Consider the following 14,440-nt stretch of genomic DNA (forward strand, 5'->3'; position numbering starts at 1 on the left):
CGCAGTGGTCCCCAGTGCTACAGGGCACCAAAGGCACCAAAGGCACTAGCACCAAAGGCACCAAAAACCGCTACAACGTAGGCAAGTACCTCTGCAACTCGTACGGCGTCACCTGCCGCCGGTAGTCGTGCCACTCCGCCTTCTTGTTCCGCAGGAAGAACTCGAAGACGTGCTCCCCCAACGTCTCCGCCACCAGCTCACTGTTCTCCATCAACCGCAGCGCCTCGTCCAAGCTCTGCGGCAGTGGCCGGATCCCCAGCGCCCGCCGCTCCGCGTCCGTCAGCGCCCACACGTCGTCCTCGGCGCCCGGCGGCAGCTCGTAGCCCTCCTCGATGCCCTTCAGGCCCGCCGCCAGGATCACCGCGTACGCCAGGTACGGGTTGCAGGCGGTGTCCATCGACCGGATCTCGATCCGGCTGGAGTTGGACTTGCCGGGCTTGTACATCGGAACCCGCACCAGCGCCGACCGGTTGTTGTGCCCCCAGCAGATGTACGCGGGCGCCTCGCCGCCCATGCCCGCCGAGGCGGCCGGGTCGTCCCACAGCCGCTTGTAGGAGTTGACCCACTGGTTGGTGACGGCGGTGATCTCGTCGGCGTGCCGCAGCAGGCCCGCGATGAACCCGCGCCCGACCTTGGACAGCTGGTACTCGGCGCCGGGCTCGTAGAAGGCGTTGCGGTCGCCCTCGAACAGCGACAGGTGGGTGTGCATGCCCGACCCCGGGTACTGGGTGAAGGGCTTGGGCATGAACGTCGCGTACACGTCCTGCTCCATCGCCACCTCCTTCATCACGAGCCGGAAGGTCATGATGTTGTCGGCGGTGGTCAGCGCGTCCGCGTACCGCAGGTCGATCTCCTGCTGGCCCGGCCCGCCCTCGTGGTGGCTGAACTCCACGGAGATGCCCATGGCTTCGAGCATGTTGATGGCGTTGCGCCGGAAGTCGTGCGCGCTGTTGTGCGGGGTGTGGTCGAAGTAGCCGCCGGAGTCGTTGGGCACGGGCAGCTCGCCCAGCTCGGGCATCTTCTTGAGCAGGTAGAACTCGATCTCGGGGTGCGTGTAGAACGTGAACCCGAGGTCGGAGGCCTTGCCGAGCTGGCGCTTGAGCACGTGCCGGGGGTCGGCGGAGGACGGCGAGCCGTCGGGCATGAGGATGTCGCAGTACATGCGCGCGGTGCCGTGCGGCTCGTTGCGCCAGGGCAGCACCTGGAACGTGGACGGGTCGGGCTGGGCCAGCATGTCGGCCTCGTACACGCGGGCGAAGCCCTCGATGGCGGAGCCGTCGAACCCGATGCCCTCGGAGAAGGCCGCCTCCAGTTCGGCGGGGGCCACGGCGACCGACTTGAGGTACCCGAGCACGTCGGTGAACCACAGCCGCACGAACCGGATGTCGCGCTCCTCCAACGTGCGGAGCACGAATTCCTGCTGTCGATTCACGATCAACCTTCCTCGATGACGGTCGGCCCGGGTCGGGTGTCCCCGCCCAGTCTGCCGTGCGCATATTTCCGGGACATTTCCCCGCCTGCTCCGCACCCGCCCCGCAGGCCGTCCGGTTCGTCCCCTTGTCCGGCTTCTTGCTCTGTCCGGCTTCTTCCTCGCATTATGGCCGGTGGCGGCGTGTCCCGGGGCCTACCCGCCCGGGCGCGGCCGGGAACCCTCCGGCTAGGCTCGTGCCGTGGCACAGCTGAGAATCGCACTCGCCCAGGTCAACCCCACGGTCGGTGACCTGGAGGGCAATCTGAGGATCGTCGTGGACTCCGCGCGGGAGGCCCGGGACCGGGGGGCGCACCTGCTCGCCCTGCCGGAGATGGTGGTCACCGGCTACCCGGTGGAGGACCTGGCCCTGCGCAACTCCTTCGTGTCGGCCTCGGTCAAGGCGGTGCACCGCCTGGCCGCGGAGCTGGCGGCGGAGGGGCTGGGCGACCTGCCGGTGGTGGTGGGCTTCCTGTCGCGCCGGGAGGGCCCGGGGGCCCGGTACGGCCAGCCGGCGGGCGCCCCGCAGAACGCGGTGGCGGTCCTGCACGAGGGCGCGGTGGCCCTCACCTCCGCCAAGCACCACCTGCCCAACTACGGGGTGTTCGACGAGTTCCGCAACTTCGTGCCGGGCGATACCTTCCCGGTGGTGCGGGTGCGCGGTGTGGACGTGGGCATCGCGGTGTGCGAGGACCTGTGGCAGGAGGGCGGCCCGGTCACGGCGGCCCGCGCCGCCGGGGTGGGGCTGCTGCTGTCGCTCAACGGGTCCCCGTACGAGCGGCACAAGGACGACGTGCGCCTGGAACTGTGCCAGCGGCGGGCCCGGGAGATCGGGGCGGCGCTGGCGTACGTGAACATGGTGGGCGGCCAGGACGAGCTGGTCTTCGAGGGCGACTCGCTGGTGGTGGACGCCGAGGGCGAGCTGGTGGCCCGCGCCCCGCAGTTCACCGAGACGCTGCTGGTGGCCGACCTGGACCTGCCCGCGGGCGCCGACGGCACCCGCCCCGACCCCGCCGCCCCCGAGACCACCCCCACCACCCCCGTCCCCGCCCAGGTCGTGGACGGCCTGACCATCGTCCGCCGCACCGTGTCGGCCGACCCGGTCGAGCCCTACACCCCCGGCGAGAACGTGGTCACCCCGCGCCCGGACCCCCTCTCCGACGTGGGCGAGGTCTACCGCGCCCTGGTCACGGGCCTGCGCGACTACGTCGCCAAGAACGGGTTCGCCTCCGTCCTGGTGGCGATCTCCGGCGGCATCGACTCCGCGCTCACCGCCGCCATCGCGGTGGACGCCGTCGGCGCCGACCGCGTGCACGGGGTGCTGCTGCCCAGCGAGCACTCCAGCGGCCATTCGATCACCGACGCCGAGGAACTCGCCCGCCGCCAGGGCTTCGCGGCCCGCACCATCGCGATCGCCCCGATGGTGGAGGCCTTCGAGGCGGCCACCGCCAAGGCGGGCGCGCCGCTGGACGGCCTGTCGGCGGAGAACCTCCAGGCGCGGGTGCGCGGCACCGTGGTGATGGCGCTGTCCAACCAGGAGGGCCACCTGGTGCTGGCCACCGGCAACAAGAGCGAGGCGGCCACCGGCTACTCGACGCTGTACGGCGACTCGGTGGGCGGGTTCGCGCCCATCAAGGACTGCTGGAAGACGCTGGTGTGGGAGCTGTCCCGGTGGCGCAACGCCGACGCCGCCCGCCGGGGCGAGGTCCCGCCGATCCCGGAGAACTCGATCGAGAAGCCGCCCAGCGCGGAGCTGCGCCCGGAGCAGCTCGACACCGATTCGCTGCCCGACTACACGGAGCTGGACTCGGTGCTGGACGCCTACATCGGCACCGACAAGGGCGAGGCTGAGCTGGTCTTCGCCGGGTACGATCCGGAGCTGGTGCGACGGGTGATCCGGCTGGTGGACCGGGCCGAGTACAAGCGCCGCCAGTCGGCGCCGGGCACCAAGATCAGCGCCCGCAACCTGGGCCGGGACCGGCGGCTGCCGATCACCAACCGCTGGACCGTCTGAACCTCCCCCTGATTTTCCAACAACAAAAAGAAAGACTCCCAGGGTGATGTCTTCCTGGGAGTCTCCGTGTTCGGATCAATAGTGTGGACCTATCCATACGATGGAGATCACCGGGATTTCTCCGTCGTGCGGCCCGTAGTGCCAGAGGATGCGCCACGCCGACGCCGTGTTGTTCTCCACGTAGGCGATCATCAGCGAGTACCCGGGTACTTCCGGGCATCCTCTGGGTGGACTCGTCTTCCAGGGGTGTACGTTGAGCCCCGGATGGTCAGGGTTCTCCGACAGGTGTCCGAGAGCCTTTCTGACCTTTTTAGCCTTTTGTGGATCCCTTTTCTTGCCTTTGATCAGGCTTTTGATCACGGCCTCGGCATGATCTGAGTATTCGAGGGTGTACACGGGCTAGCCGTCGCTCCCGAAAAGCTCGTCCAGGCTGAGGCGCTTTCCCCGCCCTCCGCTCTCCAGGTGCTTGGACCAGGCCTCGATGGCCTCGATGGCTTCGGGGTTGATCTCTTCCGTGACGTCGACCCTTGCCAGGAAGATCCCTCCCGGGACCTCGCGGGCTTCGAGGCGGTCGCCGGGCTTGACACCGAGCTTGCCCAGGGTGACGCGAGACTTCGCGTCGGCGGTCAGTGACATCTTCCCTCCCTTCCTCGCCTTGGTGGGAATTCCCACCTCGTTCCAAGCCTAACACCGGGGGACCCGGCCGCCCCCGGGCCCGTGGACGGGGCCCGGGGGCGGGGCCTCAGCCCAGGCCGAGCTCCCGGAGCCGGGCCCCGGCGGTGGCGCGGTTGGGCACGCCCAGCTTGGCCAGGATGTTGGACACGTGGACGCTGGCCGTCTTGGCGGAGATGAACAGCTCCTGGGCGATGCGCGCGTTGGTGCTCCCCGCGGCGAGCAGACGGGCGACCTCCAGCTCGCGGGCGGTGAGCCCGGCGGGCGCCGCCGGGGCGGGCGCCTCGTCGGTGAGGCCGACGCCGATCCGGCGGGCCAGGTCGGCGGCGGAGGCGGCCAGCGGGGCCGCCCCGTGCCGTTCGGCGGTCGCGTGGGCGGCGCGCACCAGCTCCCGGGCCCGGTCGCGCTCCCCGGCGGCCACGGCGGCGCGGGCGGTGCGCAGCCGGGCGGCGGCCAGGTGCAGGGGCATGGGGGTGCCCTCCCAGGCGGTGACCGCCTGCTCCCACAGGTCGAGGCGGCCGGCGGGGTCGGTGTCGTCGAGCTCGGCGGCGTAGGCCAGGACCCGGGCGCGGTGGGCGCGCTGGGGCGGGCCGGTGACGTCCATGGTCTCGGTGGTCTTCACGGCCATGGCCATGACCCGGCGGGCCCGGTCGCCCCCGCCGCTCCCGGCCTCGGCCGCCCGCGCGGCGGCCTCGGCCATCACGTCGACCAGCGGCCAGGTGTAGCCGCGGGAGGCCTCCAGCTCTAGCTGCTCCAGGGCCTGCTCGGCCAGGGCCACGACGGCGTCCACCGAGCCCTCGGCCAGGCCGGTCTCCAGCTTGGCCAGCAGGTCCAGCTGGATGATGTTCATACGGTGGGAGTCGGGTACCCGCTCTCCGGGCGACCAGCACGAGACCGAGCGCGCGGTGTCCAGGTCGCCCATGGCGGCGGCGCTGCGGGCCAGCACCGCGTCCACGTAGGAGCGGTCCTTGACGGGGCCGCGGGTGCGCAGGATCATCTCGCAGATCTCGCGGGCCTGGGCCAGGTCGCCGAGCTCGTAGTGGATCTCGGCGCGGTTCTGGTGGTTGAACGTCTTGTGGACCGACGCCCAGCCCATCTCCTCGTGGCGGGCCAGCGACTCCTCCAGCACCCGCAGCCCCTCCTCGTGGCGCCCCAGCTCGCGCAGGAAGTGCCCGAGGTTCCCGGCGGCGCGCGCCTCCAGGGAGGGTTCGGAGACCTCGGCGGCGATCTCCATGGCCTCCTCGATGAGGGGTCGGCCGCGCTCCAGGTCGCCGTCGCCGATGTGGAGGCTGCCCAGGGTGATGCGGGCGTCGGCGGCCGCGCACAGGTCGACGGGTTCGGAGGTCTCGGCCAGGGTGATGGCCCGCTCGGCGAGTTCGCGCGCCGACCGCCCGGTCTCGCGCAGGTCGCGCAGCCGCTCCTGGTCGGGCGGGACGAGGCGGTCGGCGCGGTGGCGCAGGCTCTCGCGGGCCAGGACGGACAGCAGGGAGGCGTAGCCCGGCATGTGGGGCGGGTGCAGCTCCAGGGCGGCGACCATGTCGGTGATGCCGCCGCCGCAGGTGCTCAGGGAGCGGGCCAGGCCGCGGCGGCGCAGCAGGGTGGCCTTGACGGCGCGGGTGTGGTCGTCGGCGGGGTCCTCGGGGAGGGTGGCCAGGGCCTCGTCGGCGAGTTCGAGGGCGCGGCGGCCGCGCCCGGACTCCACGGCGGCCCCGGCGGCGCGGGAGACCACCTCGGCCCAGCTGTGGTCCTGGACCCGCTCGCGGGCGTCGGGCACCTGGTCCCACAGGGACAGGACCCGCTCCAGCATGTCGAGCTCCTCGCTGGCGGCGAGGGTGTCCGCGGCGCGGACGGCGGCCCACCAGGCGGCCTGTAGGGCCCGGGGCAGCTCGCGGGCGGCCATGTAGTGGTGGGCCTCCTCGGCGGCGCGCCGCTCGTAGGGGAACAGGTCGGGCCGCTCGTCTATGAGCAGGGCGAAGCGCAGGTGCAGGCGGGTGTGCGGGCCGGGCAGGAGCTCGCCGTGCACGGCGTCGCGCAGCAGGGCGTGCCGGAACCGGTACCCCTCGCCGTCGACCTTGAGGACGTTGGCGTCCACCAGGGCGTGCAGGGCGGTCTCCAGCTCCCGGTCGGGCAGGTCGGCGGCCTGGCGCAGCACCTCGTGGTCGATGCCGCCGGAGACGGCGCCCACCGAGGCCGTGCGCAGGACGGCCCGGGCGGTGTCGTCGAAGCCCTGGAGGGGTTCCAGGAGCAGGTCGCGGAACCGGTCGGGGACGTCGTCGTGTCCGGCGGGGGCGTCGGCCAGGGACTCGACGAACAGGGGGACGCCCTCGGTGCGGCGGTAGAGCTCGTCGAGTTCGTGCGGGGCCAGGGGTCGGCCGCCGCGCAGGGCGGCGGCGTGCTCGCCGGTCTCGGCGAGGGTGAGCGGGGCCAGCCGCAGGGAGTCCACGCCCGGGACGCGTTCGAGCTCGGGCAGCAGGCGGCGCAGCGGGTGGGCGCGGTGCAGGTCGTCGCTGCGGTAGGTGGCGATGATCTGCACGCCGGGCAGTTCGAGGTTGCGGATGAGGAAGACGAGCAGGTCGCGGCTGGCGCTGTCGGCCCAGTGAAGATCCTCCAGGACGAAGGTCACGCCCTCGTCCCCGGCGCTGCGGTAGAGCAGGCGCAGCACCTGCTCGAAGAGGATGCCGCGGTTCTCCGGCTCGTAGTAGGTGCCCCGGTCCTCGGGGCGGCCGGTGGTGAGTTCGCCCAGCTCGGGCAGGAGGCGGGCGAGTTCGCCGGTGCCGCCGGGGGCGGCCGCCGCGAACAGCTCGGGGCCGCGCCCGCGCAGGAGCTGGCGCAGGATCGCGGTGAAGGGGGCGTAGGCGAGGCCGTCGCCGCCCAGTTGCAGGCAGGCGCCGACGTACACCGCGCCCGGGGGGAGGGTGGCGGCGAACTCGCTGATGAGACGGCTCTTGCCGACTCCCGCGTCGCCGCCCACCAGGATCATGCCGGGGCCGGTGGTACGGGTGCGGTGGGCGTGCTCGCGCAGGGCGCCGAGCTCGGCCGTACGGCCGATGAACACGGGGCCGTTGTCGACAAGAAGGGGCATACCGCTCATTATGCCGACCTCGGGTGACGGTTCGAAGGAGATTTCCGGTCGAAGTGGCGGGGCCGGGCCCCGGCCGGGCCGCCGGTCAGGCGGCCCGGCCGAAGCGCTCGGCCCTGCGCTCGGTCCGCTCGCGGCGGCGGGCCTCGGCGCGCTGCGCCCGGACCTCCTGGCGCAGCCGTGCGGCGCGCAGGCGCTCCTCGGTCATGGCGCGGGCGGTGGCGGAGAGCAGTTCGGGGTTCATGTGGTGCTCCTCGAAGCGGTGTGTCGTGCCGGTGTCCCTCACCGACGACTCCACGATCCCGCTGAGAACCCCACCGCCGCATCGGGAGAAAACCCAGTCCTGCGCGCCGCCCCGGGCGGTGCCCCGGGCCCCGCCTAAGACATCGGGGCCCGGAACGGGGCGTGCCGCCCCCCGGCCTAAGACATCCCCGCCCCGGTCTGAGACCCGGCCTAGGACCGGTCTGAGACCCGGCCTAGGACCGGCCTGAGACCCGGCCTAGGACCGGCCCGGGACCCGGCCTGAACCGGTCCGGGACCCGCCCCCGGACCGCCCCGACCGCGCTCAGGCCAGGCCCAGATCGCGGGCGCGGGCCCCGGCCGCGGCCCGGTTGGGGGCGCCCAGCTTGGCCAGGATGTTGGAGACGTGCACGCTCGCGGTCTTGGGGGAGATGAACAGCTCAGCGGCGATCTGCGCGTTGGTGTCCCCGGTGGCCAGCAGCCGCAGCACCTCGGCCTCGCGCGGGGTCAGCCCGGCGGGCACGGCCTCCTCCGGGGCGGTGAACCCGGCCCGGCGGCCCAGGTCGGCGGCCTCCCGGGCCAGGGGCGCGGCCCCGCTCGCGTCGGCGGCCGGACCCACCGGCTCCCACCAGGCGCGGGCCCGCTCCGGGTCGCGCACGGCCAGGGCGGCGCGGGCGGCCCGCAGCCGGGCGGCGGCCAGGGGCAGCGGCAGCGGGGTCGCCTCCCAGGCGGCCACGGCCGCCGCCCACCCGTCCAGGACCTCCTCCGGCGCGGCGGTCCCCTCGGCCAGCCGGGCCGCGGTCGCGGCCCGGAACGCCTCCTGGACCGGACCGTGCACGGGCATGTCCGATAGCCCCGCCACCAGGGCGCGCAGCGGGTCGCCGGGACCCGCTCCCGCCCGGCGCACCGCCTCGGCGGCCAGGTCGGCCACCACCCACCCGTAGTCGCTGAACCCGCTGAACCCCGGCCGCTCCAGGACCCGCACCGCGTAGGCGCGGGCGCCCGCCACGTCGCCCTCGGCCAGCAGCAGGTCCAGCCAGGCCGACGCGGCCTGCCGGGCCTGGTCCATCCGCTCCAGCGTCAGGATCTCCCCGGGGTCGATCGCGGCGATCCCGCCCCGGCCGTCCGGGCCGGACCGCGCCGCGGCCGTGTCCCCCTGGGCGATCGCCGCCCGGGAGGACGGCACCAGGAGGAACACCCGGTGCATGGGGGAGGGGCTGCGGTCGAGCGCCTCGTCCGCGATCCGGCGAGCGGTGTCCAGCCGGCCCAGCTCGAAGTGGAGTTCGGCGAGGTTCTGCGAGGTGAACCCGCCGTGCACCCACGCCGTCCCGGCCCGCCCGGGGGTGGTGAGGAACGCCTCCAACAGGGCCAGCGCCTCCTCGTGGTCCCCCTGCTCGCGCAGGTAGTGGGAGAGGTTGTTGACGCCGCGCGCCTCCATCAGCGGATCGCCCAGGCGGCGGCTCAGCTCGACCGAACGCTCCAGCAGCGACCGCCCCCGCGCGGTCGCGCCCCGGCCCATGAGCACCGAGCCCAGGGTGACCAGGGCGGCGGCCAGGGCGCTGTCGTCGCCGACCCGCTCGGCCGCGGCGATGGCCTCCTCCGCCAGGTCCTCGGCGGAGCGGTCCAGCGGGCCGCGGCCGTCGGTGCGGAACATGGTCTCGCGGGCCAGGATCGACAGCATGCGCGCGTACCCGGGCATGTGCGGCGGGTGCAGGCGCAGCGCCTCGGCCAGGTCGTCCTCGGCGCCGACGTCCACGCACTGGGTGCGGGCCTGGCCGCGGCGGCGCAGCAGCTGCGCCCGCAGTTCCAGTCCGGCGTCGTCCCCGGGGTTCTCGGGGACCGCGGCCAGGGCCTCGTCGCAGAGCTCCCACGTCATGCGGGGGTGCCCGCCCTCCAGGGCGGCCAGGGCCGCCTCGGCCAGGACCTCTGCGCGTTCGTGCCCGCCCAGCAGCGCGGCCACGCCGGGCACCCGGTCCCACAGCTCCAGCACGCGGCGGAGCATGGCCAGGCGCTCTTCGTGGGCCAGGGACTCCCCGGCGCGCCCGGCGGCGTCCCAGGCGGCGGCCACCGCGCGGGGCAGGTCGTGGGCCGCCTGGAAGTGGTGGGCCAGCTCGGCGGCGCGCCGTTCGGGCGGGACCGCCCGGGGGTGGGTCTCGACGGTGCGGGCGAGCAGCAGGTGCAGGCGGGTGCGGGTGCCGGGCAGCAGCGACGCGTGGACGGCCTCGCGCAGCAGGGCGTGCCGGAACCGGTAGCCGTCGCCGTCCACGTGCAGCAGCCGGGCGTCGATCAGGGCGTGCAGGGCGATCTCCAGGTCCCGGTCGTCCAGGTCGGAGACGTGGCGCAGTGCCTCGTGGGAGACGGTGCCGGAGATCGCGCCGACGGCGGCCAGGCGGAGCACGGACAGCGCGGTGTCGTCGAGCCGGTCCACGGGGGCGAGCAGCAGGTCGCGGAAGGCGTCGGGCACCCCGCCGGGCCGGTGCGGGTCGGCGGCCAGCGCCTCCACGTACAGCGGGATGCCGTCGCTGCGCCGGTACAGGTCGTCGAGTTCGGCGGAGGTGGGGGCGCGGCCGGTGAGGGCGCGCACGTGCTCGTCCACCTCGGCGCGGGTGAGCGGCTCCAGCTCCAGGCGGGTCACCGAGGGCAGGCGCTCCAGCTCCGGGAGCAGGCGGCGCAGCGGGTGGGTGCGGTGCAGGTCGTCGGTGCGGTAGGTGGCGACGATCTGCACCCCGGGCAGGTCGAGGTTGCGGATGAGGTAGACGAGCAGGTCGCGGGTGGCGCCGTCGGCCCAGTGCAGGTCCTCCAGGACCAGGGTCAGGCCGTCCTCGCCCGCGGTGGTCCGCAGCAGGTGCAGGACCAGACCGAACAGCAGGCCCCGGTCCCGGTGCCCGCCGTCGGGGACCGGGCCCAGCTCGGGGAGCAGGCGGGCGAGCTCGCCCGCACCCTCGCCGGCGGTGAAGGGCTCCGGTCCGCGCTCGCGCAGGAGCTGGCGCAGGGCCGCGGTGAAGGGCGCGTAGGCCAGGCCGTCCACGCCCAGCTCCAGGCAGCCGCCGACGAGCACGGTGCCGGGCCCGCGCGTCCGGGCGAACTCGGCGACCAGCCGGGACTTGCCGATCCCGGCGTCCCCGCCCAGCAGCAGCGCTCCGGAACGCCCGGTGCGGCAGCGGTCGGCGTGCTCGGCGAGGGCCGCCAGCGGGGCGGCCCGGCCGACGAGCACCGGGGCGGTACCTGGAAGGAGGGGCATGGGCGCCATTATCCCCGCGGGTGCCGTCCCCGGCGGCACGGCGTCCGGCGGGGCGGTGCCCTGCGCGGCGGGCGGGGCGTCCGCGCCCGCGGCGGCGGGCTCAGGCGGCACGGTCGTAGGTGTGGGGTCCGTGGCCGCGGCGCGGCCACCAGCGGCGGCGCCGGTCGCGGCGTTCGGCGCGGGCCCGCCGCCGTGCGGCGACGCGGTGCCCCATGCGGCGGATGTCCTCCTCGGTCAGGGGCGGGTGGTGGGCCAGGAACAGGGCCTCGTGGTACACGGTCTCCTCCTCGGTGCGGGGCGGGGTGCCCCGCCGATTCCAGAATCGGTCTGAGGAGGCGGCCGCCGCATCGGGAGAAATCCCCGTTCGCGGCGGTGTCCGGGGGTCTTAGGGGGTCTTAGGCGTCTGAGACCTCTTATCCGGGTTCGGGGCCCGGGACGTCCGGTCCGGGTGCCGCCCTCCGGCGTGTCACACACGGTGATTTCACATGCGCTCATAGTTGTCTTGGGTGGTGTCGTGACCGCACGGACGGAAGGCGCGGATGATGGACGGGATCGAGAACGGCCGGCGCGGCCGCGGGCCGGCGGCCGGACCGGCCGCCGGGCTGGTGGCCGCAGTGGTGGGCGCCGGGCTGGTGGCCGCGGCCCCGGCGGCGCTCGCCGACACCGGCCGGGCCGCGGACGCCCCGCCGGCCGCGAAGGCCGCGGAGCCCCCGGAGGCCTTCGTCGCGCTGTCCCTGGCGGTGGAGGGGGAGGCGCCGCTGCCCGGGCACGAGACGGTGCTGCGGGCGACGGTGGCCAACGGCGACCCGGACGGGGAGCTGCGCGGCGCGCAGCTGGCCCAGCACGTTCCCGACGACCTGGAGGTCCTGGAGGTGGGCGCCGACGGGGTGCTGGAGGGCGGCATCGTCAACTGGCGGGTGGACCTGCCCGCCGGGGGCGAGCGGGACTACACGGTCCGGGTCCGGGTGCGGGAGGACGCCCGGGGGGCGGAGCGGCTGATGACCACGGCCTGCCTGCTGCTGGAGCGCGACGCCGACCCGACGGCGTGCGCCAGCGACACGGTCGTGGTGGCCTCCCCGACGGTGCTGTCGCGGGTGTCGGAGGCGGTGGACGGTGCGATGCTGTTCCGGGTGGCGGGGGCGGCCCTGCTGGTGGGGCTCGGGTGGCTGGTGTGGCGGCGCCGGGCGGCGTGAAGGTCCACCCGATCGTTACGTCAGGGTGTCAGGAAAAATCCGCCCAATACTACGCACCGTAGTAGTCTAGGGCCATGGACATCCTCTACTCCGCGCTCGTCTTCCTGCACATGATCGGCCTCGCGGGCATCATCGCGGGCTTCCTCATGCAGCTCATGACCGACAACCCCAAGTCGACCAAGGTTTTGCTGCACAGCTCCCTGCTCCAGCTCGTCACCGGCCTGCTCCTGGTGGGCGTGGCCGAGATGGCCGACCTGGGCGAGCCGAACCACGTCAAGATCGGCGTCAAGCTGCTCATCGCCCTGGCCATCGTGGTGCTGGGCGTGCTGAACCTGCGCAAGCCCGCCAAGAACCTGGCGATCACCGCCGGCGTGCTCGCCATCGTCAACATCGGCGTCGCCGTCTTCTGGGGGTAGGCCCCCGCCGGTCCCCGACCGGCGCCGGCGCGGAGCCCGTGATCCGCGTCGGCGCCGGTTTTTCTTTACCGGTGGCGCAAGTTCTTGCGCGGGCGTCGCGGGTCATCCGACGTGGCAGGATGCGATCGCGGCCGGTCCAGACCGTTCAGGGCACCGCGTCCCACTTTGACGCGTGGGTTGTGGTCTATTCACAAAGCCGTAACGGGCCGGTAGTGTGCTCGGCATCACGCAACTTCTTGCGTTAATCGCAAGACCATACGTGATCCCCCGCAAGCGACCCTGGAGCGCCGATGCACCGACGCACCCCCCTGAAAGCGGCCGCCGCCGCGGCCCTGCTCCTCCTCCCCCTGACCGCCCTCCCCGCCTCGGCGGCGCCGCTGCCCGCACCCGCGCAGGCGGCCGCCCCGACCACTCCCAACAGTGAGACCCTGGTCCAGCTCTTCCAGTGGAACTGGGACTCCGTCGCCGCCGAGTGCGAGACCTTCCTCGGCCCCAACGGCTTCTCCGGGGTCCAGGTGTCCCCGCCCCAGGAGCACGTGGTCATCCCCTTCGCCGAAGGCGGCAATTACCCCTGGTGGCAGGACTACCAGCCCGTCTCCTACCGGCTCGACAACACCCGGCGCGGCACCGCCGCCGAGTTCGCCGCCATGGTCGCCACCTGCCGCGACAACGGCGTGCGCATCTACGTCGACGCCGTCGTCAACCACACGACCGGCGACGGCTCCGGCGTGGGCAGCGCGGGCACCGCCTGGGCCAAGTACGACCACCCCGACCTCTTCGGCGACGGCACCGCCTCCTACGGCGACGGCGACTTCGGATCCTGCCGCAGGGACATCGCGAACTGGAACGACAAGGAGGAGGTCCAGAACTGCCAGCTGGTGGGCCTGGCCGACCTCGATACCGCCGACCCGCAGGTGCGCGGCCACATCAAGCGCTACCTCAACGGCCTCATCGACCTGGGCGTGGGCGGCTTCCGCGTGGACGCCGCCAAGCACGTCCCCGAGGCGCACATCGCCGACATCTTCGGGAACCTGAACACGGTGCCCGGCTTCGGCGGCGAACCCCGGATCTTCCACGAGGTCTACGGCGACGCCACCGTCCCCTACACCGCCTACGCCCCCTACGGCGAGGTCACCAACTTCGACTACCAGCGCGACGTGGCCGGCAAGTTCAAGGACGGCAACATCTCCGGGCTGGCCCAGCTGCCGGACTACGGCGGGCTGACCTCCGACCAGGCCACCGTCTTCATCGACAACCACGACACCCAGCGCTACCACCCCACCCTCACCTACAAGGACGGGGACCGCTACCACCTGGCGACCGCGTTCATGCTGGCCCACCCCTACGGCACCCCGGTGGTGACCTCCGGCTACGACTTCGGCACCAACGTCACCGAGGGACCGCCCAGCATCGGCGAGGTCGGGGGCAACCCGGCGGGCTGGATCACCGAGGACACCGACTGCTCCACCGGCTCCTGGGTCTGCTCCCACCGCCACCCCGCCGTCGCGGGCATGGCCGCCTTCCGCACCTCCGTCGGCGACACCGCGCTGGTCCAGCGGGCCACCGACGGCAACGGGCGCCTGGCCTTCGACCGCGGCGCGCGCGGCTTCGCCGCCTTCAACGCCACCGGGAGCGCCTGGCAGCTGACCGCCGCCACCTCCCTGCCCGACGGCACCTACGACAACGCCGCGGGCGGCGGCACCGCCACCGTCTCCGGCGGCAGCGTCACCGTCCAGGTGCCCGCGAACGGGGCCGTGGCCCTGCACGTCGACGGCGAGTGCGAGGACGACTGCGGCGGCGGCACCGACCCGGGCACCCCCGGTGACGCGCTCCAGGCCGTCGTCCACACGAACTGGGGACAGGAGGTGTACGTGGTCGGCTCCACTCCGGCGCTCGGGTCCTGGAACCCGGCCCAGGGCGTGAAGCTGTCCACCGACGCCGCCACCTACCCCACCTGGTCCGGCACGGTCACCATCGGCGCCGGCACCGAGTGGAAGCTCGTCAAGATCGACGGCTCGGGGAACGTGGAGTGGGAGACGGGGTCCAACCGGATCGGCCCCGCGGCCACCGTCACCTGGAACCACCGCTGACCGCCTGAGAAGTCCCTCCCCCTACCG

At 73.5% G+C, this 14,440-nt stretch carries 11 protein-coding genes; 4 read left to right on the forward strand and 7 right to left on the reverse strand.

The features are described 5' to 3' along the window. Positions 1-70 precede the first annotated feature (70 nt). The gene (locus ACJOT3_RS14760; RefSeq protein ID WP_406973008.1) at positions 71-1,432 is read right to left on the reverse strand and encodes a glutamine synthetase family protein; all 1,362 of its coding nucleotides are present in this window, start codon (positions 1,430-1,432) and stop codon (positions 71-73) included. A 238-nt stretch (positions 1,433-1,670) separates the two neighbouring features. Between ACJOT3_RS14760 and ACJOT3_RS14765 the strand changes: the two genes are divergently transcribed. Then, on the forward strand, positions 1,671-3,482 hold the full coding sequence (locus ACJOT3_RS14765; RefSeq protein ID WP_406973010.1) for an NAD+ synthase: 1,812 nt from the start codon (positions 1,671-1,673) through the stop codon (positions 3,480-3,482). 75 nt (positions 3,483-3,557) lie between these two features. Here ACJOT3_RS14765 and ACJOT3_RS14770 read toward each other — a convergent pair whose 3' ends face one another. From ACJOT3_RS14770 to ACJOT3_RS14795, 6 genes are all read right to left on the reverse strand, one after another. After that, positions 3,558-3,878, reverse strand: coding sequence for a hypothetical protein (locus ACJOT3_RS14770; RefSeq protein WP_406973012.1), 321 nt, complete (start codon positions 3,876-3,878; stop codon positions 3,558-3,560). Between the two features lie 3 nt (positions 3,879-3,881). Next, complete coding sequence (locus ACJOT3_RS14775; RefSeq protein ID WP_406973014.1) at positions 3,882-4,118, reverse strand: hypothetical protein; 237 nt, start codon at positions 4,116-4,118, stop codon at positions 3,882-3,884. Between the two features lie 106 nt (positions 4,119-4,224). Then, positions 4,225-7,245 (reverse strand): helix-turn-helix transcriptional regulator, encoded by a 3,021-nt coding sequence (locus ACJOT3_RS14780; protein WP_406973016.1) that lies wholly within the window; start codon positions 7,243-7,245, stop codon positions 4,225-4,227. A 76-nt stretch (positions 7,246-7,321) separates the two neighbouring features. After that, positions 7,322-7,477, reverse strand: a complete 156-nt coding sequence (locus ACJOT3_RS14785; RefSeq protein WP_406973018.1) for a hypothetical protein — start codon at positions 7,475-7,477, stop codon at positions 7,322-7,324. 321 nt (positions 7,478-7,798) lie between these two features. Next, entirely contained in the window at positions 7,799-10,714 is a 2,916-nt protein-coding gene (locus tag ACJOT3_RS14790) for an ATP-binding protein (protein WP_406973020.1), read from the reverse strand. 100 nt (positions 10,715-10,814) lie between these two features. Beyond that, positions 10,815-10,991 carry a hypothetical protein gene (locus tag ACJOT3_RS14795; RefSeq protein WP_406973022.1) on the reverse strand — a complete coding sequence of 59 codons (177 nt, stop codon included), beginning with the start codon at positions 10,989-10,991 and terminating at the stop codon, positions 10,815-10,817. 262 nt (positions 10,992-11,253) lie between these two features. On the opposite strand from ACJOT3_RS14795, the gene ACJOT3_RS14800 reads away from it, so the two are divergent. The 3 genes from ACJOT3_RS14800 (at position 11,254) to ACJOT3_RS14810 (ending at position 14,413) form a co-directional block, all read left to right on the forward strand. Further along, a complete protein-coding gene (locus tag ACJOT3_RS14800) occupies positions 11,254-11,907 on the forward strand; it encodes a hypothetical protein (RefSeq protein WP_406973024.1) in 654 nt (217 codons plus the stop codon). Between the two features lie 74 nt (positions 11,908-11,981). Beyond that, complete coding sequence (locus tag ACJOT3_RS14805) at positions 11,982-12,323, forward strand: hypothetical protein (protein WP_406973026.1); 342 nt, start codon at positions 11,982-11,984, stop codon at positions 12,321-12,323. A gap of 290 nt (positions 12,324-12,613) precedes the next feature. Then, positions 12,614-14,413: a carbohydrate-binding module family 20 domain-containing protein gene (locus ACJOT3_RS14810; RefSeq protein ID WP_406973028.1), complete on the forward strand. Its 1,800-nt coding sequence runs from the start codon at positions 12,614-12,616 to the stop codon at positions 14,411-14,413. Positions 14,414-14,440 lie beyond the last annotated feature (27 nt).

This window comes from Nocardiopsis protaetiae, assembly GCF_045446735.1.
Taxonomy (GTDB): Bacteria; Actinomycetota; Actinomycetes; order Streptosporangiales; family Streptosporangiaceae; genus Nocardiopsis; species Nocardiopsis protaetiae.